The following is a 25054-nucleotide window of genomic DNA, read 5'->3' on the forward strand; positions in this document are numbered from 1 at the left end:
CTTAATTTTTGCTCTAGTTATGGAGTTTGATCGTTAGCCGCTGACCGGCTTTCTTAACCAATGAATATGATGCTCAAAACCTAAACTTTGATACAGACCCAATGCAGATTGATTAAATTGCCACACTTCGACAAAAATCTGCTTTACACCGTAATCGATCAATCGCGCTTCTATAGTGCCCATCAACAATTTTGCCACCCCTTGCTGACGGGCCTCTGGACGAACATATAACTCATCAATACTGCCCATCAAAACCGGCTTACTGACACTTGAGATCAGCTCGCAAAAATGGCCTGTAACAAAACCGAGTATTCTACCTTGTTGCTTTGCAACAAAAATGAGACATTCCGGACTGTCGATATAACGACTGACGCTTTTCTCTTGTTCGATCTCTTCGGCAGTTTTGAAGTGCTCTGGACACTGCTGATGATGCTCGTCATGCAAATCAAACATCAAGTCATTCAGCTGCTCGAGATCATCAAACTGAGCAGAAGAAATAGCCACGATTGACATGGTTATTGGTTCCGTACGAATAAAGTAACATTCTATATAAGTCGCACAAAAAAAGCCTCAGTATTTGAGGCTTTTCTGATAACTTCATTCTTAAGTTACGACAAATGAAGCGCTTTCTCGATTTCTACCAAGCTGGTTGGGTCATCAATGGTCGATGGCACGACATATTCTTCACCATCGGCGATTTGCCGAATCACACGGCGCAGAATTTTCCCTGAGCGGGTTTTCGGCAAGCGCTCAACCACCAGTGCATGCTTAAAGCACGCCACTGCGCCGATTTCATCGCGCACTTTACCGATCAATTCGCTTTCTAATGCGCCCGATTCAACGTCAACGCCGTCTTTCAGCACCACCAAACCTATCGGCAATTGGCCTTTAAGCTCATCATGAATGCCAATAACCGCACATTCCGCTACCGCAGGATGGGCGCCAACCACCTCTTCCATCTCACCCGTTGATAGTCGATGGCCTGCAACATTAATCACATCGTCAATGCGCCCCATAATGAACAAGTAGCCTTCTTCATCCATGTAACCGCCATCTCCAGATACGTAATAACCCGGAAATTGACCCAAGTAGCCGCTTTGAAAGCGGTCATGGTTGCGCCATACCGTTGGTAAACAGCTCGGTGGCAACGGGCGTTTAATTGCCACAAAGCCCTGTTGCCCGGGCTGCGCAACGTCACCACTTTCAGTTAGGATATCAATTTGATAGCCAGGGACAGGCTTAGTCGATGAGCCCGCTTTAACCGGCATCACTTCAAGTCCGATTGGATTGGCTGAAATTGCCCAGCCGGTTTCAGTTTGCCACCAGTGATCTATCACCGGCTTTTGAGTATGCTCTGTGACCCATTGAAGCGTGGGCGGGTCAAGACGTTCACCAGCCATAAAAATCGCTTTAAGATGGCTTAAGTCATACTGCTTGAGGTAGTCGCCATTAGGGTCTTCTTTTTTGATTGCGCGAAACGCGGTTGGCGCGGAAAAAAGCACATCGACCTGATAGTCTTGGCAAACTCGCCAAAATGCGCCTGGGTCTGGCGTTTTCACCGGCTTACCTTCAAACAATAATGTCGTGCAACCATGGATAAGCGGTGCATAGACAATATAAGAGTGTCCAACCACCCATCCGACATCGGAAGCCGCCCAAAATACCCCATTTTGCGGCATATTGTAGATGGTCAACATCGAATATTTCATCGCCACCGCGTGACCGCCATTATCACGTACCACACCTTTGGGTTTCCCCGTCGTGCCCGATGTATACAAAATATATAATGGGTCTGTTGCCAGTACGGGTACGCAATCGTGCGGCTCAGCCCTTGACATCGCTTGATGCCAATCCACATCGCGCTCTAAATTGAGCTCTGCAGTACATTGCGGCCTTTGCAGCACCAACACATGTTTTGGCTTCCAGCGACTGTCCATCACCGCTTTATCGACCAGCGGTTTGTAGGCCAGCGTTTTGTTCACTTCAATGCCGCATGAAGCGGTGATGATTACGCTTGGCTCAGCATCTTCAATTCGCACCGACAATTCGTTTGGCGCAAAACCGCCAAACACCACCGAATGGATGGCGCCAAGGCGCGCACAGGCCAGCATCGCCATCACCGCCTCTGGAATCATCGGCATGTAAATCACCACGCGATCGCCTTTCGTCACCCCTAGCTCAGCCAGCATACCGGCAACTTTGGCGACTTCATCACGCAGCTCAATATAGGTATAAGTTTTTTGTGACATCGTCACTGGCGAGTCATAAATCAGCGCCGCATGTTCGCCACGCCCCTGCTCGCAATGATAATCCAGAGCAAGCCAACAGGTATTGAGCTTACCGTTTGGAAACCAGCGCTCAATGCCATGATCATCTTCACCAAGCCCAACCGTTGGCATCTCAAACCAATCGATATTTTGCGCTTGCTCAAGCCAAAATTCAGCAGGCTGATGGATGGCTTTTTGATACTCGTTCTCATAGGCAGACATAACAGGTACTCCCTCAAGGTCGGCTTCGCCATTTATGATTGTATGGGTCACGGCGAAGCCTAAGATTTGAAGACAGACGTTAATTAATCATAAACAGCTGCATAAACTCATTAACCGGCGTTTGTTCAAGAGTCGATTGGTCCTTACACAGCGCAAAGATTTGCTCTACTCGACTCTGCGGGAAGCGAGTTTGCAGGTTGCGAATAAATTTCTGCTCAAGAACCGGAATTCCCTCTTCGCGGCGACGGCGATGACCAATTGGGTACTCAACTTCAACTTTTTCACTGTGGCTGCCATCGCGATAGAAAATTTGAATCGCATTGGCAATCGAGCGTTTATCCGCTTCCAGATACTCTTTGCTGTAGCGTGCGTCTTCGATAATTTCCATTTTGCTGCGCAGCACATCAATGCGAGGGTCGCCTTTATGGAAGCTATCTTCGTAGTGCTCTGCGACTAAATCGCCATAGATAAGCGGCACGGCAATCATGTATTGCAAGCAGTGGTCACGGTCTGCTGGGTTGGCAAGTTCGCCCTGTTTGGAAATAATACGAATCGCCGATTCGTGCGTGGTGACTTCAATGCGTTCAATCTCATCAAGGCGGTCTTTAACTTGCTCGTGCAAGGTGACCGCGCACTCGACTGCGGTTTGTGAATGGAACTCAGCTGGGAACGAGATCTTGAACAGCACATTTTCCATTACATAGCTTGAAAACGCTTGATTCACTTTGAACGCTTCGCCGTTAAACAACACATCGTAGTAGCCCCATTTCGGCGCGCTCAGTACCGTTGGAATGCCCATCTCGCCTTTCATCGCAATCATGGCTAAACGCACGGCGCGTGAAGTTGCGTCTCCCGCCGCCCACGATTTACGCGAGCCTGCATTCGGCGCATGACGGTAAGTCCGTAGCGAACAACCATCTACCCAGGCGTGTGATACCGCATTGATGATCTGCTCTAAATCACCGCCAAGCATTTTAGTCACTACCGCCGTTGAGGCGACACGTACCAAAAGTACATGGTCAAGACCGACACGGTTGTAACTGTTTTCAAGCGCTAAAACACCCTGAATTTCATGGGCTTTGATCATCGCCGTCAACACCTCTTTCATGGTCAACGGCGCTTTACCTTGTGACAGTGCAACGCGGCTCAAATAGTCAGCTGTCGCGAGAATGCCGCCAAGGTTATCCGATGGATGTCCCCATTCTGCCGCCAGCCAAGTATCGTTAAAGTCCAGCCAGCGAATCATGCAGCCGATGTTAAATGCTGCTGTGATTGGGTCGAGTTCGTGAGAGGTACCAGGCACCCGCGCACCATTTTGTACTGTGATCCCGGGAACCAATGGCCCCATGTGTTTGGTACACTCAGGAAAACGCAGCGCCAGTAAACCGCAGCCCAGTGTGTCCATCAAACAGTTACGAGCTGTATCGTAGGCTTCGCTGGAGGTAATTTCGCTATTTGCCACGTATTGTGCAATTTGAACCAAGAGTTCGTCCGGTTGTGGACGTTCGTTCATTTCTACATTCTGACTCATGATATATCCTTATTTTTCAATTTTTGCCAATGAGTTAACGCTGCTCTATCGGTAACCAAGTTTGATGTTCGGGGCCTTGATAATCGGCGCTTGGACGAATGATGCGGTTGTTAGCGCGCTGCTCATAGACATGCGCTGCCCAGCCGGTCAGGCGACTCATGACAAATATCGGCGTAAAAAGTGGTGTGGGAATGTTCATAAAGTGATACGCCGATGCGTGGAAAAAGTCGGCGTTACAAAACAAGTCTTTCTCGCGTTTCATTACCGCTTCCACTCGTTCAGACACCGCATACAGGTGTGCATCTTGCGCCGACTCAGACAAGGCTTTCGACCAACGCTTTATCAGCGCATTACGGGGATCGCTTTGTCGATAAATAGCGTGGCCAAAGCCCATGATTTTGTCTTTGTTTTTAAGCATTTCAAGAATGCGCCCTTCCGCTTCATCGGGCGTTTTCCAATCTTGGATCATCGCCATGGCCGCTTCGTTTGCGCCACCATGCAGTGGGCCGCGTAAGGTGCCGATTGCCGCCGTCACACAGGAATGAATATCGGACAGGGTCGACGCGCACACCCTCGCAGCAAAAGTTGAAGCGTTGAATTCATGCTCGGCATATAAAATCAATGAGCAATGCATCACTTGCTTATGCAGCGCAGACGGTGATTGACCGGTCAGCATTTTAAGAAAGTAACCGCCGATGGAGTCTTCACTGTGATCTTCGGTGTCAATACGTACACCATCATGACTGTAGCGATACCAGTAACAAATGATGGCGGGAAACGTCGCCAACATGCGCTCAGTCGCTGACACTTGCTGATCAAAACTCTGTTCTTGCTCAAGATTGCCGAGCATCGAACACCCTGTGCGCATCACATCCATCGGATGCGCATCGGCAGGAATCAATTCCAATGCGGTTTTTAGCGCTTGCGGCAAGCCTCGAAGGCCAATTAAGCGCGTTTTGTAACTATCGAGTTGTTGCTGATTCGGTAAATGGCCGATGAGCAGCAGATGCGCCACTTCTTCAAATTCGGCGTGATTAGCAAGGTCAGTAATGTCATAACCACGATAGGTTAAGCCAGTGCCGGTTTTTCCAACCGTACATAATGCAGTGGTGCCAGCACTTTGGCCGCGCAATCCTGCGCCGCCGAGCTCTTTATTAGGCATGTTGAACTCCTTTTGACCACCCGCAGGCTCTCTTTGGAGCGATGACTGTCAAGTGGTCGATTTCACGTTATTGGATTAGGAATGAACGATGTTGCTCTGTTGCCAAACGTTACTTGGCAAACAAACGGTCCAGCGTTTGTTCGTATTGGTGATAATTGAGATAGTCGTACAACTCAGTTCGTGTCTGCATGCTATCAACAAGCGCACTTTGGTTGCCTTCTGCCAATAGATGGCGATACACCATTTCAGCGGCTTTGTTCATCGCGCGAAACGCGCTCAGCGGATACAAAACCATATCGACATTGACTTCTGCCAGTTGGTCGCAGCTGTACAGTGGCGTTTGACCAAACTCGGTAATATTGGCAAGGATCGGCACCGGTTTGCCCGTTGCTTGCATCAAGGCGGTATAGAACTGCTGATACTGATTAAGCTCAGTCATCGCCTCAGGGAAAATCATGTCGGCGCCCGCTTCAACATACGCAATCGCACGCTCAATCGCGCTGTCCATACCTTCGACGGCCAATGCGTCGGTGCGCGCCATGATCACAAATTCCTGATCGGTTTTGGCATCAACGGCAGACTTAACGCGATCCACCATCTCTGAGGTGCTGACAATCGCTTTATTTGGGCGATGACCGCAGCGTTTTTGCGCCACTTGATCTTCCATATGCACCGCCGCTGCCCCCGCTTTTTCCAGGCTTTTGATGGTGCGTGCAATGCTAAAAGTGCCGCCAAATCCAGTATCAATATCCACCAGCAGCGGTAAATCACACGCATTGGTAATACGCTCAACATCAACCAACACATCGTTAAGCGTGGTAATGCCTAAATCGGGTAGACCGTAGGAAGCGTTAGCAATGCCCCCGCCAGATAGATAAATCGCTTGGTGGCCAAGCTGTTTGGCCATCAAAGCACAATATGGATTGATGGTACCGACGATTTGCAGCGGCCGATTAGCCTCTACTGCGTGTCTGAATTTTGCCCCTGGCGAAACGCTCATGGCTGCCTCTCCTTCGTTATGATGTCTCTAGGCTTGAGACCTAATGTGGTTAACGGTTAACTCATCTGCTGCTCTATCAATGCGCGGCTGCGAGAAATATGGCGCCGCATCAGCATTTCAGCTAACTCTTCATCTTTTTGTTCAATGGCTTGCAAAATAAAATGGTGTTCTTGCAGCGCTTCCGTCGGGCGCGAATGGGCACGCGGTGACTGATAGCGGTACATGCGCAGTAAGTGATACAACTCACCGCACAGCAAATTGGTCAGCTGTTGGTTACGGCTGGCTTTAATGATTCGATAATGGAAATCAAAGTCGCCTTGTTGATGGAAATAAGACGCCCCTTCAACTTGTTCGATATGCTCGCCGTGCGCATTGAGCAGCGCTCGCAAGCCTTCAAGCTCCTGACTTGTGATATGACGCGCCGCAAGGCGTGCTGCCATTCCCTCTAATGCTTCACGCACCGCATATAGCTCAACCAATTTCTCGAGCGAGAGCGTAATCACCCGTGCGCCAACATGGGGAATGCGCTCAATCAGCCCTAGACCTTCAATGCGCATGATCGCCTCGCGCAGCGGACCGCGACTGACTTGAAAGCGCTTGGCGATTTCCGGTTCTGAAATTTTACTGCCCGGCGCGAAATCGCCACGCACTATGGCTTCAATAAAATATTCGGTCAGGTTGGCTGACTTGGTGAGCTCGCGTTCGTTGAGCGGCTTGTTGGTGGTGGTCGACGCTGTATCCATATCCCGTCCGTTTATTGCATTTGATTGAGTCAGATAGCCGTAACAGAACTTAACGTGACGCCAAATGTTGACACTTCTTTATTGTCGACAATGTAAGTTCACAGGACATAAATTAGTCAATTTATCGGATTAAATATAGTAAATTGTCGACAATTTAGACTAATGTCGTAGAGCAAACGAGCCCAACAACAGAACTATGAGGTTATGTAATCCATTGTTTAATAAAACTTTATTTCAATTAACCAGCTAAAAAAGCGAATATTTCATCAATGTGCGCTGCGACTTTGGTCAAAGCCGCTCGATATCGCGCGTTAATAACCAAATTTGAGTGGAAAAATGACCGAGCTAACCCCTGCCTAGCAGCACAGATGGGCGTTCGAAAAACACGGGGATTCGAAAAGTAAAAGCTGGGGCAGATTTGAGAAACCCATCATTGATTGACGGAATCAATGTATTGCCAACCAAACGGCCAAGTTTTATGCCTATACTCAGGTAAGCGCTTCTATTGCGTAGAAAAATATTAGAGCATATACTCTAAATAATTATTAAAACTTCAGGCTGATTAATGCGTCGACTTACTTTTTTTATCGCTTGTCTCGGTTTTTCCTCATCAAACCTATGTGCTGCGCCGATTAGCTTTATCGAAGCGTGGCAGATGGTTCAGCAAGACAATCATTCGCTGGCCGCACAGCGAGCCAATGTTGAGCGGTATCAACATCTGCAAAATGCCAGTTCAGCCAAAAATTGGCCATCGATAACGTTAGGCGCCAATTACACTCGGTTAGACAACGACATCACGCTTTCCGGTCAGCAGATTGTCGACAGTAGCGGGCAAAGCATCTCGATTCCAGCGAGCGTTGCCAGCAGTGAACTGGGCGCCATTATCAGCAGTTTGGGGAACCTCACTTCCACCATTACCGAGCAAGATGTCTTTAGCTCATCGATTCGCGCTATTTGGCCAATTTTTACTGGCGGACGGATTAGCGCTGCGCAGCAGGCCGCTGAGAGCAAAAAGATGCAAGCGCAAAGCGAACTGGCAATGGAAGTTCAGGCGCGATTTGAAGATCTCAGCAAATACTATTTCAGCGTGCTGCTGGCACAAGATGTCTTAAATACACGGCAATTGGTGGTACAAGGATTAACCCGCCACTACCACAACGCAATTAAACTTGAGCAACAAGGTCAAATCGCTCATGTTGAACGTCTGCAAGCTCAAGCTGCGTTAGACCGAGCCAACGTTGAGCACAACAAAGCAAGAAACAATCTCAAAATTGCCCAAAGTGCGCTGACGCAAATTCTCAACCAAGTAGTGAATGTCGAACCGGGTGATAGCCTATTTACCAATGCTAATCTGCCACCTTTGACGGCGTTTGTTGACCAGACCTTGGCGAACTATCCCGGCCTTTCGATTCTCGATGCCAAAGAACAGCAAGCACGCAGCTTAATCAAAGCGGAACAAGGTAAATACTATCCCAATGTCTACCTTTACGGTGATTACAGCCTGTATGAGGACGACTCACTTGCCAGTCAACTTAAGCCTGACTGGTTAGTCGGTATTGGCGTGAGCATTCCACTCATCGACAACTCGGGAAGAAGTGACAACGTCGCGGCAGCGCAAAGTGCCGTGAAGCAAGTCAGACATAAAAAGGCTCAAGCAAAACAAGATCTTAACGTATTAGTGCAAAAGACGTATTACCAAGCAGAGCAAGCGCAGCAAGAAGTGCAAGGCTTAGCATCCAGCATCGAATTAGCGCAGGAGAATCTCACGTTACACCAAAAAGCCTTTGCACAAGGTGTGTCGACGTCGACCGATGTGGTTGACGCCGAGCTCAATCTTGCCAGCGTTAAAACTCAGCGCGCAGCGGCCAAATACAACTATGTCATTGCCCTGTCGCGTCTGCTTGCGCTGTCCAATGAGATGGACAGTTTTGCCCAGTACCAATCCACTCCAGCCATCACCGCACATTAAGGAATCATAATGAAAGCGCTAAGAATTTCTCTATTGTCTGTCTGCGTTATCGCTTTGCTGGGTTGGATTGCGGTGAGCTTTTATCGCGCCTATCAGCCCGCGCCGTTTCGCCTGCAAGGGCAAATAGAATCGCAGCAATACAGTATCTCTTCAAAAGTTGCTGGGCGAATTGACAAGGTCTTGGTACGTAAAGGTGAGCAAGTAAAAAAAGGTCAGCTGATTTTCACTCTGCACAGTCCTGAAATCGAAGCGAAGCTCGAACAAGCCTTAGCCAATAAAGAAGCGGCGGGAGCACTGGCCGATGAAGCTCAACAAGGCGCGCGCGAACAGCAAATTCAAGCGGCGAAAGATCAATGGCTAAAAGCCAAGGCCGCCACCGACCTTCGAGAAAAAACCTATCTTCGAGTCAACAACTTATATCAAGACGGTGTGGTTGCAGAACAAAAACGCGACGAAGTCAAAACCCAATGGCAAGCGGCGAAATACACTGAAAGTGCGGCTTATCAGATGTATCAAATGGCTCAAGAAGGTACTCGAGACCAAGCCAAAAAAGCTGCCTCAGAGAAAGAGCGCATGGCCGCGGGCGCGGTTGCAGAAGTGGAAGCCTATGCCAAAGACACCAAAATAGAGAGTTGGTTTGACGGTGAAGTGTCTCAAATTCTGCTGCGCAGCGGCGAATTAGCGCCGCAAGGATTCCCTGTCGTCACCGTCATTGACCGCCAAGATTCGTGGGCGGTGTTTAATGTGCGCGAAGATAAACTTAGCCATTTTAAACAAGGAAGCCATTTTCACGCTTTTGTTCCTGCGCTTAATCAATCGATTGAATTTGAGGTGACGCACATTGCTGCAATGGGCGATTTTGCGACTTGGCGTTCGACCGACTCATCACAAGGCTTTGATTTGCGAACATTTGAAGTGGAAGCGCGGCCAACAACCTCCCAACCGGATTTACGGATGGGAATGAGCGTTGCACTTAAGCTTTAAGGCCTTCGCGATGAATTGGAAACGCAGCGCCGCGATTCAAAGGCACATCTCCTTTACCGATAAGTGGCTTTTGGCCTGCCTCACTTGGCTGCCGATAGCCCTTGCGCTATGTATTTGGGCGATTTTTCGCGCGGGTATCGCGACAAATTTACCGATTGGCGTCGTGGATCTCAGTCACAGCAGCCTGTCACAACAATTAACTCGCACGATAGACGCCAGCCCAACGCTTGCCATTAACGCGTCTTTTAGCGATACAAGCGCTGCAAAACAGGCATTGATTCAAGGCGATGTATATGCCTACGTAGTGATTCCAACTCAATTTGATCGCGATACGATTAATGGTTTAGCACCGCAAATCTCCGCCTTTTATAACAGCCAATATGTGCTCGTCGGCAAATTAATCAATTCAGCGCTTAGCCAGGCGCACGCGACGTTCAATGCCAAACTCGCGATAGCAAGCAAACTCAAATCGGGAAATTCCACCCTCGCCAGCGCCGCTGGGAAAGCGCTACCGATCCGCAGCCAAATCACCGCGCTGTTTAACTTAAACTCAAACTACGCCCAATTTTTGGTGTCAGCAATCGTTCCGGCACTTTGGCAGATCATGATTGTGGTGGTCACGATTATGATTTTGGCGGCCAATCAACGCCAACGTGGGTTGTGTCCTTGGTTATGTCCATCTCCCTTGAAGCAGCTAATATCGACGCTAACACCCTATGTGCCGATGTTTTTTGCCCACGGCGCCGCGTTTATCACATGGTTTTACTTGTGGCTAGATTGGCCATTTCAGGGCCAAATTTGGCTGGTACTGCTGGCACAACTTGTCACCATTATCGCGTGTATGATCATGGGCGCGCTGTTCTATTTTATGACGCTAGATAGCGCGCGCGCGATGAGCTTTGCCGGTGCATTTACCGCACCAAGCTTTGCGTTTATGGGCATTACCTTTCCCGTCACTGACATGAATGCGATGGCTTCGACGTGGCGCAACCTACTGCCCGTTAGCCACTATATCGAGGTGCAACTGGGTCAAGCGAGTTATGGTGAAAACTGGCTCGCAAGCATAGAGAAAATGGCGCCAATGCTTGGCTACATGCTGCCTGCATTTGGTATTTGGCTGCTGATGCAGCGTCAACTTCGCAAAGCGGAGGCATCGCAATGACGCTATTTTCGCTGTGTAAAAAAGAGCTCATCGCGCTATTTAAAAACCCGGTGGTGGTTCTGACCGTATTTGGCGGCGTGATCTTTTATTCGTTTTTGTATCCGCTGCCGTATCAACATCAAACCCCGCGTGAGCAGCACATCGCGATCGTCAATCTTGATAACAGCGCCTTAAGTCATCAGCTTGAACGCATGGTTGATGCAACGCCGCAAGTTCGCATCACTTACCGAGCGCACACCATTGAGCAAGCAAAACACGCCTTTTTATCTGGGCAGGTCAGCGGCTTACTCGTGATCCCAGAAGATTTTTATCGCCACATCATGCAGGGAAAAAGCCCAACCCTTGCCTTTGCAGGCGACGCTTCCTACTTTTTGGTTTATGGCACTGTGGTTGAAGGGCTTGCAAAAGCGGGCGGCACGCTCGCGGCCAAAGCCACCATTACCCGTATGCTCAGTGAAGGCACACCGCTGTCGCTGGCAAGCAGGCAATATGCGCCGACTCGGCTAAATCTCAAACCCACGTTTAACCCACAGATGGGCTACCAAGACTACGTGGTACCGGCGGTATTTGTATTGATTTTGCAGCAAACGCTGGTGATGGCGACCGGACTGATGGTTGGCACCCAGCGCGCTCAACCCGGTTATTGGCGTCAAACCTCCACGTATAAGCTGATCGCCGCGCGAAGCCTTGTCTTTGTTGCGATTTACTACGTGCTGATGATGTACTATTTTGGCTATCGCTTTAGCGCGTTAGATGTCAGCCGCTTGGCGCAGATTGGCGATCTCCTGACCTTCGCCCTGCCGTTTCTACTTAGCGCCAGCTTCATTGGTATTTGGCTTGGCGCGATAACGCCGCGCCGCGAACTGGTCACGCTGGTGGTGTTGATAAGCTCAATGCCACTGGTATTTAGCGCTGGATTTATTTGGCCAGTTGAAGCCATGCCTCAAGTTATAGTGACATTGTCACAAATATTTCCTAGCACACCCGCCATTCAAGGCTTTCTACGCCTCAATCAAATGGGCGCAGAATGGAGACAAATTGCAACGCCTTATACCATTCTTTGGATTCAAGCGATATTTTGGGCAATATTGGCACAACGACAACTCAAGCGACTTTTGGCAGTAAAGCGCTAACAAGCGTCAATTTTTTGTCATATGTCATCAGCTCGCATTCTCTTAGTTATTGATTGGTATAACATTACAAGCTGATATCGTAATGAGCATGCCAACATGCATACTGAGTGTCGCTAATGCCCACAATGCCTTTACTCCAGCTCAGCCGTCAGTCCAAGTCGCTTATCGCCTTCTTGTTGATTCCTTTATTGATTGTTCTGCCGGCAAGCTTGTACATCACCTATGACAACGTCATGCACAACTTGCGCTCAAAAGCCCAAACCTATGTCAATCGCATGGATGATGTCATTAGTCAGTTGCATCAAGAAAACCAGAAAGCGATGCGTGCGCAAAATGGCTGTATGGCCATTCGTGAAGAACTGCTTGAGACCAGCCAGTTACGTGAGCTGATTTTACTCAAAGACAATTTGGCTGTGTGTTCATCAAAGCGCGGCGTAATGGTGTCGGATATGAGCCAAATCATTGCTCAGCGCGTGACACAGCACTCGAGCATGTTCTTTTTTGACATTAACGACGACCCCCATCAGCGCACTATGGTGGTCATCGATACTTACCCGTCAAAACCTGAAAGTGGTTCATTGGCCTTGGTTGACAAGAGTTATTTGGTTGACCGCTTAGGCCAAGTCGCCAACGATCAAATCAGCTATGTCACCTTTAAACTTGGCGCCAAAACCTTTCCGCAAGAGAATCCTTTTTATCAAAACACTTTTTCTTATCTCGGAACGTCTTCCCTTTACGGCTACTCGGTATTGATTAACGCCAACAGCAATTATGTGTTTAGCCGCGCATCCTATACGCTGTTTTTCTGCTTACTGCTGTCGCTGGCAATCTCTGGTGCACTGCTGCTCGCGAACCACCATTATCGACAGCGTCGCAGCCTCGCCTACGATCTACGTAAAGGTATTCAGCGCCAAGAGTTGTTTGTGATGTATCAACCCATCATCGGCAGCCAAAGCGGCGATTTGGAAGGATTAGAAGCGCTGGTACGCTGGAAACACCCTGACATGAATTTGGTGCGCCCAGACATTTTTGTGCCCCTTGCTGAGCGGCAAAATCTGGTCAACGACATCACTGATATCGTGCTTGAAGAGACGTTGGATAACCTTAAGCAACTCGCGCGCAACCAGAATCTTGACCACAAACACGCACCACTTCACATCGGCATTAACGTTGCGCCACAATATTTGCATGAAAAACAGCACATCAACATGTTGATTGAATACGGTAAAGCGTTTGCCAAAATTGGCTTTTCGTTGACGATTGAAATTACTGAGCGTCAAGTGCTGGATGCCAAGGGACGCGAAGCGCTCAAAACCTTAAGGCAACATGGCATTCGCATCGCGATAGACGATTTCGGGACCGGTCACACCTCACTGTCGGTGATTCAACAGACTGAGTTTGATTATTTGAAAATCGATAAATGTTTTGTTGATAGCATAGGTTTGGATACGGTCAACGCACCAGTGCTCAACAGCATCATCGATTTGGCGCACCGCTTGGGCGTGCGGATCATCGCCGAAGGGGTGGAAGATACGAGTCAAGCCGACTATCTAAAAACCCTCAACGTGCATCTGCTGCAGGGGTATTTATACAGCCGGCCAATCGATATTGACGATTTGAAAAAGCAACTATGCCCTGCTTAAAAGGCTTCACTTAAAACTTATTACTTCAGCCGCTAACAGGTTAAAAACCGCGACGTTTCCAAAATTCGCCTTCGTCGCGGGCGTGAACATCGAACGTCTTTTCCGCGATCACGCGCCCGTCCATAGCAAGATACATACGCCATTTACCGACTTTGTCTTCAATGGGATCCCAAATGGTGTCGCCAAGGTAGAAGTCCCAATCGTTGCTGCCAACATGCACGTCACCAACAAAAGGCTCAAGCAGCTCACCTTTTTTACTTAAAATGCCAGGGTGTTCGATGCCATATTCAATTAAGGCGCCTTTGGCTTTTTTAATCTTGACCACAAAGCCAAATTCAATGTCGATTTCGGCTGGCACTCGAGTAGTAAACTCTTGAATTTTCGGTAAGTGTTTGGATTTGGAATCCCACTGGGTGTAGATCCCATGCGACGTCATTTCAATGACGGGCGATCGTTTGGCCATGTTTGCCACCGCTTTTTCATGTTTTGAATGGTTTCATCGCTCACGCCATGAATATTGTTAAATTGCCCGCTGCATTCACGCACTTCCAAGCTGACGCCATAACGCTTGGCCAGTTTGGCGTAAGGCTTAATTTCCCAGCGCTGGACAAAAGTATTGGCAACCACCACACTTTCACCCGCCGCGAGACTACGCTCGACCTCGGTTTGACACCAACGATGCGCGTTGGGCAATTGGTCAGCGCAGAAGCGATATTGGCCTTGAGCATCGACAAAATACATGTCCGCTTCATAATGCGTTAATCCAAGACTTTGAGCCTGTGTGCTCTTGCCAGAGCCCGGTAAACCGCGGATTAAGATTAATTTCTGCACCGACAATTCCATCAGTTGCGTAAGGAGCGAGAATAATAACGTAAAAAGAGCGTGCTTGGCTATCGACATCACTGTCACTTTGCGCTAAGTTTGGAAGTATAGACGTCCATAATAAAGCTTAGGGAGAAAGCTGTGCCAATTAAAATTCCCGATCAATTGCCTGCCACTGATGTACTGCGCAAGGAAAACATCTTTGTAATGTCGGAGTCTCGTGCTTCGACTCAGGGCATTCGCCCATTGAAGATTTTGATCTTGAATCTGATGCCAAAGAAAATTGAGACCGAAACGCAGTTTTTGCGTTTGCTGTCTAACTCTCCTTTGCAACTCGATATTGAACTGCTGCGCATTGACGACAGGCCGAGTAAAAACACGCCAGAAGAGCATCTGAATACGTTTTATCGCCAATTTGAAGCGATCAGAAATCGTAACTTTGACGGTTTGATCATCACTGGCGCGCCGCTTGGTTTGGTGCAATTTGAGGATGTGTTCTACTGGGATCACCTGCAAACCATCATGAACTGGGCCAAAGACCACGTCACTTCAACCCTATTTGTGTGCTGGGCTGCGCAAGCGGGTTTAAAACTGTTATACAACCTGCCAAAACGCACTCTAAAAGAGAAGCTTTCGGGGGTTTATCGCCACCGCATTCAACATCAATTCCACCCAATTCTGCGCGGTTTTGACGATACGTTTTTGGCGCCGCACTCACGCTACGCTGACTTCTCACCAGAATATCTTGCTGAGCATACTGACCTTGATATTCTCGCCACATCCGACGTGGCTGGGGTTTATCTCGCGGCAACCAAAGACAAACGAAACGTGTTTGTCACTGGCCATCCAGAATACGATGCACATACCTTGCATAACGAATATATTCGCGATCTAAGTGAAGGCATGGAGCCTAATATTCCGGTCAATTACTACGAGAACGACGATCCCGATAACCCGCCGTGCGCGACGTGGCGAAGCCATGGGCATCTGCTGTTTTCCAACTGGCTCAACTACTGCGTTTACCAACAAACGCCGTTCGATCTGGAACACTTTAGCGAAGACGCCTTTACCAAAGACGATTAGATTAAATTTGTTACTCACATCAAAAGGCCACCGACTGTGGCCTTTGTTTTACACCGAATAATTTAACTCTCCCTCGCAGCTCACACACTTTCCGTGCCAACCCATTGCATCACTCGCTAGTATGCCCATCGATACCTAACTCGGCTGGTAAAACCCCGACACAGAAAACCAGAGTGAAAAGCTAAAATGAAAATATTGCCGTTCAGACTTCTGATTAGCGCAGCGGCGTGGCTAACGCTTGGCGGCTGCGCCGCAACATCCTCCATCACTCAGCAAACGCAAAAAAGCAAAGCCGATGCTCGAATTGCGCTGGCCGAAGCTTATTTGCAACAAGGAGAGCCAAGCAAAGCGTGGAAAAACCTCACGCTCGCTCGGCAATACTCACCCGATTCTCTTGCCACACAAATGGCGCTCGCCCATTACTATCAGCAAGTCGGCGAAATGGATAGCGCTGAGCATCAATACCAGCAAGCAATTGAACGACATAGTCAAAGCGGAGAGTTATTGAATAATTACGGCGCTTTTATCTGCAAGCAAGGTCGCTATCTGGAATCACTGATTTGGTTTGCCAAAGCGCGCCAGCAACCCGGTTATGCCCATATCGCGCGCAATTTTGAAAATGCGGGCTACTGCGCCTTAAAAGCGCAACATCTTAGCGAGGCCAGTGATTATTTTGCCAAGAGTGTGGCTCACGATCCAAACCGCGCGCAAACATGGTTAACGCTTATCGATTTGCACATTCAACTCGAGCAATTCATCAAGGCGCAGCAGTATTTAAACCGCTACAAGCAAAGATTTGGCCAAGACACCCACACGCATAAACGCCAAGGTATTATCACAATGATGAGTCAATAACGTTTGGGGCTATCTGCGTTTTAGGGGTATCTGAGTTTTAGGAGTATCTGCGTTTTAGAGGTATTTACGTCTGATACTATTTGCGTTTGGTGTAGTGCGTGCGGCGGCGGCGCTTAACTTTCGCCGCGCGGTGGATGTTGCGATATTCGATGATGAGAATACGTACAAATGCCGCCAAGCCAATCAATAATAAACCGGCGAACAACCACAAAAAGCTGGTGCAAAACCATTCTGGCTGGCAAGGCATATAGATTTCAAATTCCATATGCCCTCCTTATTTTGCTGTATCGTTAACAAAAGTTTAGCACTTTTGTTTGAGCCACATCTGGCGCTCGGCTAAATTTTTAAAGCTCCACGCCACAAACCGACTCACTTTCTGCCCTTGCTGCATTTCCACCACTTTGGCTTCGACCGCGCCCGCTTTTTGCAGTTGCTTGCGCAGCCAGCGGACATTATCTTTTTTGGAAATTAAGCTTGAGAACCACAACACTTGGTGTGCGAAATGCTGACTTTCCAAGGCCATTTTTTTGATAAATGCCGCCTCTCCGCCGGGGCACCAAAGCTCGGCTTTTTGCCCGCCAAAGTTCAGCCCCGCATTTTGCGGTTTCGCGCTTTTATTGCCGCGTTTCGCTCGGCTGGCAGCCAAGTTGGTCTGCTTGCGCATGCTGCCCTGCGCCGCTTCTTGCTCAGAGGCGTGAAATGGCGGATTACACGTGGTGATGTCGTAAAACTCGCCGTCTTTAATCACATTGGCAAATATCGCTTGGCTGCTGGGCTGCAGACGGCATTCGATTTGACCATTTAGCACCGAATTGGCTTCAACAATACGCTTGGCGTTGTCGACCGATATCGGGTCGATATCGCTGCCCACATAGCGCCATCCGTATGCGCGACTGCCAACTATCGGATAGATGCAGTTGGCGCCAACACCGATATCAAGTGCCTGAATAAGCCGATGATTTAGCCCTTTGGCCTCGCGGTTTAACAGTTCGGCAAGGCGATGAATATAATCGGCGCGCCCTGGGATTGGCGGGCACAAAAAGCCTTGCGGAATTTGCCAATCGCTCACTTGATAAAAACTCGCCAGCAGCGCGCGATTCAGCATCAGCACCGACTCTGAGTTGGAAAAATCGATGCTCGCCTCTCCGCTTGGTGTCTTGACAACATGGGCTTTGAGCTCGGGAAGCGTGGCAACTAGAGCATTAAAATCGTAACGCCCGCCGTGAGGGTTACGTTTATGCAGACCCGGCGCACTTTTCACTACCGACCATTTAAGCTCGCTATCACTCTGGTTATCACTTTGTGTGTTTTTATTGTTTTTCATCTACTTACCCGCACTCAACTCGTGATGAATCAAAAACAGCCGCGCATCCAACTCAAGCTGATGATAGTCAGGCAACATATGACAACAAAGCTGATAAAAGGCTTTATCGTGCTGCTTTTCTTTAATGTGAGCTAACTCGTGCACCACCAACATGCGCAGCAGTGGCTCCGGCGCTTGTTTGAATACACTGGCAATGCGAATTTCGTTTTTGGTTTTGATTTTATTGCCGTGCACTTTCGAGGCGTAGGTGTGCAAGCCAAGGGCGTTATGAATCAGGTGAATTTTATTGTCGTAGATGGCTTTACTCAGCGGACTGCTTTTTTTCATATAGCGATTTTTCAGCGCCATGGTGTACTCAAACAGCGCTTTTTCGCTTTGAATTTCATGGTTATCTGGGTATTTGCGCTCAAACCATTGGCTAAGTTTGTCGTTTTCAATCAACTTGGCGACTTGAGAGATGATCTCCTCAGGATAGCCCTGAATGTACTTTAATGCTGGGTGCACGGCGTTGCCTGTCTCGCTGTAGAAATAAATCGCCGCCAAGTGTACCTGATTCGCCCTTGCCATTCATCGCCTTTTGATTACACTCTAGCGTCGAATTAAACGGAGAAACCCTATGAAACGTGTCGTCTTATACGTTAAAGACAAGTGCCCGCACTGCAAAGATGCCCAGCGCTATCTGGATTCAAAGAAGATTCCTTACCGTTTATGTAACGCAAAAATGCAGCGTGGCCGTAAAGAACTTGATGCAATTGGCGCTCGCTCAGTCCCCGTGCTCAAAGTGGGCGATCGCATTATGATCGGCTGGAATCCTGGCAATTTTGACAAACTGTATCGCAGCTAAACGTACTGCTTTACAAACTCGATAAACGCTTGGTCGGCCTTAGACAGATAGCCATCTCGCCGCCAAGCCAGCACCAATTTAAACGTCACTGGCTGCTCAAAGGAAATGGCGCGCACACTCGGCTCGTTATCGGTCACCAACGTTAATAGTGACGTCATCGCAAACTCGTGTTTTACAATGCTCAGAATCAACGGCAGTAAGTTGGTTTCAAACGCGACGTTCATATTATAGCCATGGGTGTTGGCTTTTGACTCAATAAACTCACGGTGAAAATACCCGGGTTTAAACATCACAAGTTCTTGATCGAAAAAGGTATCAAAGCTCATCACTTTACTGTCCGCCAGCGGATGCTGACTGCCGACCACCGCGACCATTTCCGCATCCAATAAATCGTCGGTTTCGAGCTCGTCAGTGACATCGTCACTGACAATCACTCCAAGGTCGAGCTCACCATCGATCAACATTTGGCGAATCGAGCGCGTCCCGGCATCAATGAGGGTCAGTTTTAAATTCGGGTAGTGATTTTTGAACGCCATCAAAATCTGCGGAAAAAAATACGATCCCATCATACTTGGCGCGCCAAGTTTCACCTCGCCTTTTTCCAACCCTTTAAGCTCATCAACCGCCAACTGCGCATCATCAATTTGCTGCAAAATGCGTTTGGCATGTTCATAGAGCATATTGCCTTCATTGGTGAGGTCGATTTTGCGGTCGTCACGGCGAAACAGCTTCATGCCTAATTGTTGCTCGAATTTTTTTATTGAGATACTCAGCGCAGGCTGAGCAATATGCAGCTGATTAGCTGCAGCGGTGAAGTTGCGGTGCTCAGCCACCGCGACGAAATGTTTTAACTGACGACTGTCCATGCGCGTTCCATTTAATCACTATATATTTAGTATATGGAAATTATATTTTTAATATATTTTGTATATCACAAAAAGATTGTTAGTTTGGCGTGGTAAACCGATTTTTGAGGCGCACCATGATTTCCTTAGGCAGTTCCGAGTATAAAAAAGTTACCCTCAGCTTAGCACTGGGCTCTTTTTTAGTGTTTTGTAATTTGTATCTTTTCCAACCCATGCTGCCGACCATGGCGCAGCATTTTGGTTTATCGGAAACCCGCATTAACTGGATTTTTGCTGCCTCAACACTGGCGCTGTCGATAAGCTTAGTGCCTTGGGCGGTCAGTTCAGAATCATTTGGTCGCCGTAAAGTGATGTTAATTGGCTTATTTGCCATGCCCGTGATTGGCGCGCTGATGCTGCTGAGCGAACAATTTTGGCTGATCGTAGCCTGCCGCGCACTGATGGGCATCGCCATCGCGGCGTTTGCCTCCGTTGCAGTCGCCTACATGGCCGAAGAGCTTGAACCCAAGGCCTTTAGCCAAGCCATCGGCAGCTACATCGCGGCAAACTCGCTTGGTGGTATCACCGGGCGGATCATGGGCGGCACCTTAACGGATGCACTTGGCTGGCACTCAGCCGTGCTGGTGATGATGGCTATTACCTTGGTGGGGATTTTATTGGTCGCGTATCTGCTCCCTGCCCAACGCCATTTTACGCCGCAACGTGGCATGCTGCGCGCGCACAATCGCTCGCTGCTCACGCACATGAAAAATCCACAATTGTTTACTGCGATGCTGATTGGCGGCGCTAACTTTGCTTTGTTTGTTAACCTCTACTCGGTGATGGGCTTTCGCTTGGTCGCGGCGCCGCACAATCTGCCTGTTGGTTTAGCCTCACTGATTTTCGTCTGCTATCTGGGCGGAACCATCAGCTCAAAACTTTCCGGCCGCTGGAGCCAACACCATTCGCCGCTCAATGGCATGCTGCTCGGCGCTTGCTTAAGCCTAAGTGGCATGTTGCTGGCCTACTTTGAGTGGATTCCAAGCATGTTAGTTGGCTTAATGCTGATAAGCTTTGGCGCATTTTTCACCCACACTCTCGCCTACGCTTGGGTAAGCCAAAAAGCGCCAAGTGCCAAAGCCACCGCCACCGCGCTGTATTTAGTACACTACTACATTGGCGGCAGCCTCGGCGGATTCTTCTTGATCTATTGCTGGCAAATCCAACGTTGGGCTGGCGTGATTGGCGGTGGATTGTTGCTTTACGTTGTGGTGTTTATGCTCTGTTTTCGCCTCAAAGGCATGCAGAGCAAACTGCAGACAAAAACCAAGCTCGAAGCGGTTTAATTTGCTATGCTGCGCGGCAAATCATAATCAAAGCAAAGCTCAATGACTCAAGATTTACCGACTCGCGCCCATCAAGACATCATTCGAACCGTTAATACCTGGCTCGATGATGTGGTGATCGGCCTAAACCTATGTCCGTTTGCCGCTAAGCCGCAGCGTAATCAGCAGATTCGAATTGTGGTCAGCGACGCGGATAGCGACGAAAAGCTGCTCGAAGATCTGCTCACTCAATTTATCGAGCTTGACAATACACCGGCCGAAACGCTCGACACCACTCTGGTGGTGGTGCCGAATATGCTCAGCGATTTCTACGATTACAACCTGTTTATTGACTGGATTGACGCCGTGATTCGCCAGCAAGGCTGGGAAGGCGTCTATCAAGTGGCGACCTTTCATCCCGATTACTGCTTTGCCGACAGCGAGCCCGATGACGCTGAAAACCTGACCAATCGCTCGCCATATCCGATTTTCCACCTGATTCGCGAAGCCAGCATGGAGCGGGTACTCAAACACTACCCAGATCCAGAAGCGATCCCTGAGGCCAATATGGAAAAAGTGGCCAATCTCAGTGACGCACAGCGCCAAGCGCTATTTCCTTATTTGTTTAATAAAATTGTTAAATAAAAACGTGTTTAAAAACTAACAACCTTAAGCATTTAAAGCCGTTGGCGTAATCGCTAAAAGCGCCAACACCGCTTCCATTTAAACCTCGCACAATCACGCTCACCGCGGCGAAATTGTCGCACCGCGGCGAACTTGGTACTATTGCGCGATATTTTTACTATTTCGGATCAAGCAAATGCACTTATCAAAACTGACTCAACCTCTTTTCGATCACCTATATCAAGATATCAGCGAATTTCGCAGCACCTTTGATTTGCCTGTTGCCAAGCCGGACACTCTGGATGACAAAGGCGATACGCTGCATACCTCGCTTGCGATTGAAGAGTTGACTGAACTTGCCGAAGCCGACAGCAAGGTCGAGCAAGCGGACGCGATCGTCGATACCGTGTATGTGTTGATGGGCCGTCTTGTGCACCTTGGTCAAAGCAAAGTCGAAGACAATTTGGCGATCAGCTATTTAATCGACTTGCTACTCAATGTTGCGGTTAACCGTGGCATTGAATTTTTGCCATGTTGGGATGAAGTCCACTCTAGCAATATGAGCAAAGTGTGCCGCAGCGAACAAGAATACGCAGAAACCGAAGCGCACTACGCAAGCCAAGGCATTCGCTTGATGGCCGTACAAAAAGGCGATTACATCATTGCCAAATGTGCAGAGGATTTTGTCTCTGAAGCAAAAACCATTCGCCAAGGTAAGGTGCTGAAATCGGTGTATTACCGTCCAGCCGATCTCAAAGCGCTGACACAATAATCTCGCTTGTGCCTGAATGACAGGCAAAAAAAACGCCACCTCAGGGAGACCGGGGTGGCGTGTAAATGTCATAGTCAAGAAATGACATAAAGCCTAACAAGAACGAGAATGTATCACTCTCTATAATGCCAACCTCATGCCAACTTTTTTAAAAACGTTAACTAATTGATTTATAAGTATTTGGTATTTTTCTCTCTAATATCATTAGCCTAGCACTAACCATAACAGTGCAAACTGCACCGAATTAATCAAACAAAAGCACATTTTTCCCATTAAACTCAACACGTTGCACATGACTGGCAAAAACATCGCTCAAAGTTTGCGATGTCATCACCTCACTGGCCACGCCAAAATCGACCAACACACCTTTTTTTAGCACTAAGGTTTTGTCGGCAAATTGCAATGCGCGATTCAGATCGTGGTTGGCCATCAGCACAATCAAACCCATTTGCGCCATGCGGCGGATCAACTGATATAACAAGGCTTCTTGGCCAATATCCAAAGGCGCAGCTGGTTCATCGAGCAATAATAACCGTGCGTATGGATTGAGGGTTGGCCACACTTGCAAGCAAATACCCGCCAAACGCACGCGCTGCCATTCACCACCAGAAAGCTCCGCTATCGAGCGATGCAATTTATCTTCTAATTTAAGCAGCGCGCTGAGCTCTTCCACCGCCGCAGTAATGTGCGGCGAATTCGGCTCAACAAACGAAGGGACGGATAACGACAGATATTGTGCCACACCAATCGCAAACGGAGGCTTACCGCTTTGGGTCAAATAGGCACGGCGCGAGGCCAGCGTTTCAACTGAGAGCTCGGTAATTTGCTCATCAAACAACTGTGCTTCACCACCGAATTCGATCATACCGGCAATCGCCGACAACAAGGTGCTTTTGCCGCTGCCATTTGGCCCGACAATATGAACAACTTCGCCAGCAGCGGCGTCAAACGAAAGCGGTAATAGTCGAGTATTAACCGTTAAACTGCGGATGGAAAGCATTGATAAATCATCCAAATAAACACTTGCCCTCACCTTACCCGATTCGCTGGCGAGAAGAAACGAATGATCAAAGTTGGTGACACAAAAAGCCCACCTTTCGGTGGGCTTTGAAGATCAAAGCAAAACTCGCTAGCGATTTACTGCTGATTGTAGACTTCAAATTCTGCAATTTGTGGTATATCGCTGGCCGCGTTAATCACTAAGCTGATTTTCGCTGGGTTGATGTCGCCAACGCTCACAAGCGCATTCAAGCTAGTGCCAGAAGTCAGCTCAACACCGCTGTCGTAATTGATTAAACTCCACGATGTGACTGTCCCTTCAGTCCCGCTCACTTCAAGAATTCGCACGGTATTAAAGGTTGAAGTGAGACCTTTCACACTGACGGTGCCTGTCGTGCCACTTGGTGACCAGTAAGTCGATGTATCGCCATCTATGACATTGCCGTAGCTGGTGCCGCTCGCTTTTGAGCTACCGTCTGCTCCGCCCGTCAACGCTAAGTTGGTGCCAAGCTCGCCAGTTCCCGTTTCTGTACCTGTATCGGTGCCAGTATCAGTGCCCGTGTCCGTTCCGGTATCCGTGCCATCGCCATCACCGGTTTCCGTGGTCGCGCAGCTACCATCGGATACTGCAAGGCCTGTATTCGCACCGGCTGCCGCTAACACAATACTTGGTACACAAGACGCGTCATCAAGATCGTAAGAGTAAGGAATGCTGATACTGGTGGTTGACACTGGGTCTGGGCCAGCTGGATACAGTTTATCCGCTTCTTCAGACCAATCGATGTTGTCCCAGATGTTACCGCTGACTTGCCAGTAACCCATGTCATTGGTGTAGAAAGTGCCGAGCGGGTCTTTTGAATCTTTAAAGTAGTTGTTCTCCGCGCGCATCTGTCCGCCGATACGTGGGTTCATGCCCGAGGAAACCAAACCATTGTAATAGTTGTTGTATGCATGCGCAGTCGCGTGGCGCAGCAGTGGCGTACGCGAGTTGATGTTCTCATAGTAGTTGTGATGGAAAGTCACAGGACCGTTGCCATCATCGCTATCGCTTGAGCCAACCAGACCACCGCGGCCAGAGTTGCGCAAAATACTGTATGACAAAGTCACGTACGTGGTGTTGTTCTTCATATCAAACAACGCATCGTACCCTTCACTCTCGCCGCCGCTGGCTTCAAGTGTGACGTGGTCAACCCACACGTTCGATACATTGCTTTCCATACCGATGGCATCACCACCGTTTGAGATTGGTGAGCCGGATTTTTTCACGTTACGAACGTGCACGTTTTGAATGATGATGTTGGAGGCTTCACGCAGGTGGATGCCCAGTTCGTCAAACAGTGCGCCTTCGCCAACACCAATGATAGAGACGTTGCTGACTTCTTTAATCTCAATTTTATCTTCGGCAGTGTTACAACTATCACCGGAGACTTTGGTGGTATTCGAGTGATTAATGGTGCCTTCCACTTGAATAATAATTGGCGTGTCACTGCTCGCGCGGCTACACAGCGCTTCGTGAATTTCAGTACCCGTTGTGGCGTAAACCACTTCGCCGCCTTGGCCGCCAGTTGTGCCGCCATTTTGGGTATCAAATCCCGACGCAAAACTTGGTTGTGATGCGAGCGCGATACAAACAGAAAGGGTCGATAAAGGTAGGTGCTTCTTCGCTTTTGTTATGTTCATAATTGGGTCCATCATTATTGATATTATAAGTTCACTTCATCGTGCAGAATTATTTTTGATCAAGC

The 25054-nt window shown here is 48.6% G+C and carries 25 protein-coding genes; 11 read left to right on the plus strand and 14 right to left on the minus strand.

What is annotated here, in order from left to right; genetic code table 11:
- Positions 1–33: 33 nt before the first annotated feature.
- From BLS03_RS06095 to BLS03_RS06120, 6 genes are all read right to left on the minus strand, one after another.
- Positions 34–513, minus strand: coding sequence for a GNAT family N-acetyltransferase (locus tag BLS03_RS06095; RefSeq protein WP_093270878.1), 480 nt, complete (start codon positions 511–513; stop codon positions 34–36).
- Positions 514–608: 95 nt separating this feature from the next.
- Positions 609–2489, minus strand: coding sequence for a propionyl-CoA synthetase (locus BLS03_RS06100; RefSeq protein ID WP_093270881.1), 1881 nt, complete (start codon positions 2487–2489; stop codon positions 609–611).
- 79 nt (positions 2490–2568) lie between these two features.
- Positions 2569–4020: a bifunctional 2-methylcitrate dehydratase/aconitate hydratase gene (locus tag BLS03_RS06105; RefSeq protein WP_093270883.1), complete on the minus strand. Its 1452-nt coding sequence runs from the start codon at positions 4018–4020 to the stop codon at positions 2569–2571.
- 34 nt (positions 4021–4054) lie between these two features.
- Positions 4055–5182 (minus strand): bifunctional 2-methylcitrate synthase/citrate synthase, encoded by a 1128-nt coding sequence (prpC, locus tag BLS03_RS06110; RefSeq protein ID WP_093270886.1) that lies wholly within the window; start codon positions 5180–5182, stop codon positions 4055–4057.
- Between the two features lie 109 nt (positions 5183–5291).
- On the minus strand, positions 5292–6182 hold the full coding sequence (prpB, locus tag BLS03_RS06115) for a methylisocitrate lyase (RefSeq protein ID WP_093270889.1): 891 nt from the start codon (positions 6180–6182) through the stop codon (positions 5292–5294).
- Positions 6183–6238: 56 nt separating this feature from the next.
- Positions 6239–6925: a GntR family transcriptional regulator gene (locus BLS03_RS06120; protein WP_093270893.1), complete on the minus strand. Its 687-nt coding sequence runs from the start codon at positions 6923–6925 to the stop codon at positions 6239–6241.
- Between the two features lie 565 nt (positions 6926–7490).
- Between BLS03_RS06120 and BLS03_RS06125 the strand changes: the two genes are divergently transcribed.
- From BLS03_RS06125 to BLS03_RS06145, 5 genes are all read left to right on the plus strand, one after another.
- Complete coding sequence (locus BLS03_RS06125) at positions 7491–8894, plus strand: TolC family protein (RefSeq protein WP_093270896.1); 1404 nt, start codon at positions 7491–7493, stop codon at positions 8892–8894.
- 9 nt (positions 8895–8903) lie between these two features.
- Positions 8904–9878, plus strand: a complete 975-nt coding sequence (locus BLS03_RS06130; RefSeq protein WP_093270899.1) for an HlyD family secretion protein — start codon at positions 8904–8906, stop codon at positions 9876–9878.
- A 10-nt stretch (positions 9879–9888) separates the two neighbouring features.
- Positions 9889–11040, plus strand: a complete 1152-nt coding sequence (locus BLS03_RS06135; protein WP_093270902.1) for an ABC transporter permease — start codon at positions 9889–9891, stop codon at positions 11038–11040.
- Positions 11037–12173 carry an ABC transporter permease gene (locus tag BLS03_RS06140; RefSeq protein ID WP_093270905.1) on the plus strand — a complete coding sequence of 379 codons (1137 nt, stop codon included), beginning with the start codon at positions 11037–11039 and terminating at the stop codon, positions 12171–12173. The genes BLS03_RS06135 and BLS03_RS06140 overlap by 4 nt, the downstream gene beginning before the upstream one ends.
- Before the next feature lie 116 nt (positions 12174–12289).
- A complete protein-coding gene (locus BLS03_RS06145; protein ID WP_093270907.1) occupies positions 12290–13816 on the plus strand; it encodes an EAL domain-containing protein in 1527 nt (508 codons plus the stop codon).
- A gap of 40 nt (positions 13817–13856) precedes the next feature.
- Here BLS03_RS06145 and BLS03_RS06150 read toward each other — a convergent pair whose 3' ends face one another.
- Positions 13857–14279, minus strand: coding sequence for a DUF3859 domain-containing protein (locus tag BLS03_RS06150; protein ID WP_093270910.1), 423 nt, complete (start codon positions 14277–14279; stop codon positions 13857–13859).
- Positions 14249–14659 carry an ATP-binding protein gene (locus BLS03_RS06155; RefSeq protein ID WP_093271114.1) on the minus strand — a complete coding sequence of 137 codons (411 nt, stop codon included), beginning with the start codon at positions 14657–14659 and terminating at the stop codon, positions 14249–14251. Before BLS03_RS06155 ends, BLS03_RS06150 begins: the two co-directional genes overlap by 31 nt.
- A 120-nt stretch (positions 14660–14779) precedes the next feature.
- On the opposite strand from BLS03_RS06155, the gene metA reads away from it, so the two are divergent.
- Both metA and pilW read left to right on the plus strand, forming a co-directional pair.
- Positions 14780–15721 (plus strand): homoserine O-acetyltransferase MetA, encoded by a 942-nt coding sequence (gene metA / locus BLS03_RS06160; protein ID WP_093270913.1) that lies wholly within the window; start codon positions 14780–14782, stop codon positions 15719–15721.
- Positions 15722–15907: 186 nt separating this feature from the next.
- Positions 15908–16576 (plus strand): type IV pilus biogenesis/stability protein PilW, encoded by a 669-nt coding sequence (gene pilW, locus BLS03_RS06165; protein WP_093270915.1) that lies wholly within the window; start codon positions 15908–15910, stop codon positions 16574–16576.
- Positions 16577–16652: 76 nt separating this feature from the next.
- Here the strand turns inward: pilW and BLS03_RS06170 are convergent, their stop codons facing one another.
- From BLS03_RS06170 to BLS03_RS06180, 3 genes are read right to left on the minus strand one after another with little or no spacing between them, the layout of a single operon-like run.
- Positions 16653–16841 carry a hypothetical protein gene (locus BLS03_RS06170; protein WP_093270918.1) on the minus strand — a complete coding sequence of 63 codons (189 nt, stop codon included), beginning with the start codon at positions 16839–16841 and terminating at the stop codon, positions 16653–16655.
- Between the two features lie 36 nt (positions 16842–16877).
- Complete coding sequence (rlmF, locus tag BLS03_RS06175; RefSeq protein WP_093270921.1) at positions 16878–17900, minus strand: 23S rRNA (adenine(1618)-N(6))-methyltransferase RlmF; 1023 nt, start codon at positions 17898–17900, stop codon at positions 16878–16880.
- On the minus strand, positions 17901–18404 hold the full coding sequence (locus tag BLS03_RS06180) for a YgjP-like metallopeptidase domain-containing protein (protein WP_176765536.1): 504 nt from the start codon (positions 18402–18404) through the stop codon (positions 17901–17903).
- Positions 18405–18516: 112 nt separating this feature from the next.
- On the opposite strand from BLS03_RS06180, the gene BLS03_RS06185 reads away from it, so the two are divergent.
- Entirely contained in the window at positions 18517–18744 is a 228-nt protein-coding gene (locus BLS03_RS06185; RefSeq protein ID WP_093270927.1) for a glutaredoxin family protein, read from the plus strand.
- Here the strand turns inward: BLS03_RS06185 and BLS03_RS06190 are convergent.
- Positions 18741–19610 carry a LysR family transcriptional regulator gene (locus BLS03_RS06190; protein WP_093270929.1) on the minus strand — a complete coding sequence of 290 codons (870 nt, stop codon included), beginning with the start codon at positions 19608–19610 and terminating at the stop codon, positions 18741–18743. The genes BLS03_RS06185 and BLS03_RS06190 overlap by 4 nt on opposite strands.
- Before the next feature lie 116 nt (positions 19611–19726).
- Here BLS03_RS06190 and BLS03_RS06195 point away from each other — a divergent pair, with 116 nt between their 5' ends.
- The 3 genes from BLS03_RS06195 to BLS03_RS06205 all read left to right on the plus strand — a co-directional run bounded on the left by BLS03_RS06195 (position 19727) and on the right by BLS03_RS06205 (position 22310).
- Positions 19727–20935: an MFS transporter gene (locus tag BLS03_RS06195; RefSeq protein ID WP_093270932.1), complete on the plus strand. Its 1209-nt coding sequence runs from the start codon at positions 19727–19729 to the stop codon at positions 20933–20935.
- 42 nt (positions 20936–20977) lie between these two features.
- A complete protein-coding gene (locus BLS03_RS06200; RefSeq protein WP_093270934.1) occupies positions 20978–21559 on the plus strand; it encodes a DUF1415 domain-containing protein in 582 nt (193 codons plus the stop codon).
- A 175-nt stretch (positions 21560–21734) separates the two neighbouring features.
- Entirely contained in the window at positions 21735–22310 is a 576-nt protein-coding gene (locus BLS03_RS06205) for a nucleoside triphosphate pyrophosphohydrolase family protein (protein WP_093270937.1), read from the plus strand.
- A gap of 244 nt (positions 22311–22554) precedes the next feature.
- Here the strand turns inward: BLS03_RS06205 and btuD are convergent, their stop codons facing one another.
- Together btuD and BLS03_RS06215 are read right to left on the minus strand one after the other, a co-directional pair.
- Positions 22555–23310 (minus strand): vitamin B12 ABC transporter ATP-binding protein BtuD, encoded by a 756-nt coding sequence (btuD, locus tag BLS03_RS06210; RefSeq protein ID WP_093270940.1) that lies wholly within the window; start codon positions 23308–23310, stop codon positions 22555–22557.
- A 137-nt stretch (positions 23311–23447) separates the two neighbouring features.
- Positions 23448–24989, minus strand: coding sequence for a pectate lyase family protein (locus BLS03_RS06215; protein WP_093270942.1), 1542 nt, complete (start codon positions 24987–24989; stop codon positions 23448–23450).
- Positions 24990–25054: the final 65 nt, after the last annotated feature.

The sequence above is a fragment of the Vibrio xiamenensis genome (genome assembly GCF_900100015.1).
Classification (GTDB): domain Bacteria; phylum Pseudomonadota; class Gammaproteobacteria; order Enterobacterales; family Vibrionaceae; genus Vibrio; species Vibrio xiamenensis.

What these genes read in the sequence shown, in the direction of transcription:
- BLS03_RS06135 (WP_093270902.1), top strand. Translation starts at nt 9,889, where the DNA reads ATGAATTGGAAACGCAGCGCCGCGATTCAAAGGCACATCTCCTTTACC.
- prpC (WP_093270886.1), bottom strand. Translation starts at nt 5,182, where the DNA reads ATGCCTAATAAAGAGCTCGGCGGCGCAGGATTGCGCGGCCAAAGTGCT.
- BLS03_RS06195 (WP_093270932.1), top strand. Translation starts at nt 19,727, where the DNA reads ATGATTTCCTTAGGCAGTTCCGAGTATAAAAAAGTTACCCTCAGCTTA.
- btuD (WP_093270940.1), bottom strand. Translation starts at nt 23,310, where the DNA reads ATGCTTTCCATCCGCAGTTTAACGGTTAATACTCGACTATTACCGCTT.
- rlmF (WP_093270921.1), bottom strand. Translation starts at nt 17,900, where the DNA reads ATGAAAAACAATAAAAACACACAAAGTGATAACCAGAGTGATAGCGAG.
- BLS03_RS06200 (WP_093270934.1), top strand. Translation starts at nt 20,978, where the DNA reads ATGACTCAAGATTTACCGACTCGCGCCCATCAAGACATCATTCGAACC.
- BLS03_RS06125 (WP_093270896.1), top strand. Translation starts at nt 7,491, where the DNA reads ATGCGTCGACTTACTTTTTTTATCGCTTGTCTCGGTTTTTCCTCATCA.
- BLS03_RS06145 (WP_093270907.1), top strand. Translation starts at nt 12,290, where the DNA reads ATGCCCACAATGCCTTTACTCCAGCTCAGCCGTCAGTCCAAGTCGCTT.
- BLS03_RS06100 (WP_093270881.1), bottom strand. Translation starts at nt 2,489, where the DNA reads ATGTCTGCCTATGAGAACGAGTATCAAAAAGCCATCCATCAGCCTGCT.
- BLS03_RS06150 (WP_093270910.1), bottom strand. Translation starts at nt 14,279, where the DNA reads ATGGCCAAACGATCGCCCGTCATTGAAATGACGTCGCATGGGATCTAC.
- BLS03_RS06205 (WP_093270937.1), top strand. Translation starts at nt 21,735, where the DNA reads ATGCACTTATCAAAACTGACTCAACCTCTTTTCGATCACCTATATCAA.
- BLS03_RS06105 (WP_093270883.1), bottom strand. Translation starts at nt 4,020, where the DNA reads ATGAGTCAGAATGTAGAAATGAACGAACGTCCACAACCGGACGAACTC.
- BLS03_RS06185 (WP_093270927.1), top strand. Translation starts at nt 18,517, where the DNA reads ATGAAACGTGTCGTCTTATACGTTAAAGACAAGTGCCCGCACTGCAAA.
- pilW (WP_093270915.1), top strand. Translation starts at nt 15,908, where the DNA reads ATGAAAATATTGCCGTTCAGACTTCTGATTAGCGCAGCGGCGTGGCTA.
- BLS03_RS06190 (WP_093270929.1), bottom strand. Translation starts at nt 19,610, where the DNA reads ATGGACAGTCGTCAGTTAAAACATTTCGTCGCGGTGGCTGAGCACCGC.
- BLS03_RS06120 (WP_093270893.1), bottom strand. Translation starts at nt 6,925, where the DNA reads ATGGATACAGCGTCGACCACCACCAACAAGCCGCTCAACGAACGCGAG.
- BLS03_RS06215 (WP_093270942.1), bottom strand. Translation starts at nt 24,989, where the DNA reads ATGAACATAACAAAAGCGAAGAAGCACCTACCTTTATCGACCCTTTCT.
- BLS03_RS06155 (WP_093271114.1), bottom strand. Translation starts at nt 14,659, where the DNA reads ATGGAATTGTCGGTGCAGAAATTAATCTTAATCCGCGGTTTACCGGGC.
- prpB (WP_093270889.1), bottom strand. Translation starts at nt 6,182, where the DNA reads ATGAGCGTTTCGCCAGGGGCAAAATTCAGACACGCAGTAGAGGCTAAT.
- BLS03_RS06095 (WP_093270878.1), bottom strand. Translation starts at nt 513, where the DNA reads ATGTCAATCGTGGCTATTTCTTCTGCTCAGTTTGATGATCTCGAGCAG.
- BLS03_RS06170 (WP_093270918.1), bottom strand. Translation starts at nt 16,841, where the DNA reads ATGGAATTTGAAATCTATATGCCTTGCCAGCCAGAATGGTTTTGCACC.
- BLS03_RS06140 (WP_093270905.1), top strand. Translation starts at nt 11,037, where the DNA reads ATGACGCTATTTTCGCTGTGTAAAAAAGAGCTCATCGCGCTATTTAAA.
- BLS03_RS06130 (WP_093270899.1), top strand. Translation starts at nt 8,904, where the DNA reads ATGAAAGCGCTAAGAATTTCTCTATTGTCTGTCTGCGTTATCGCTTTG.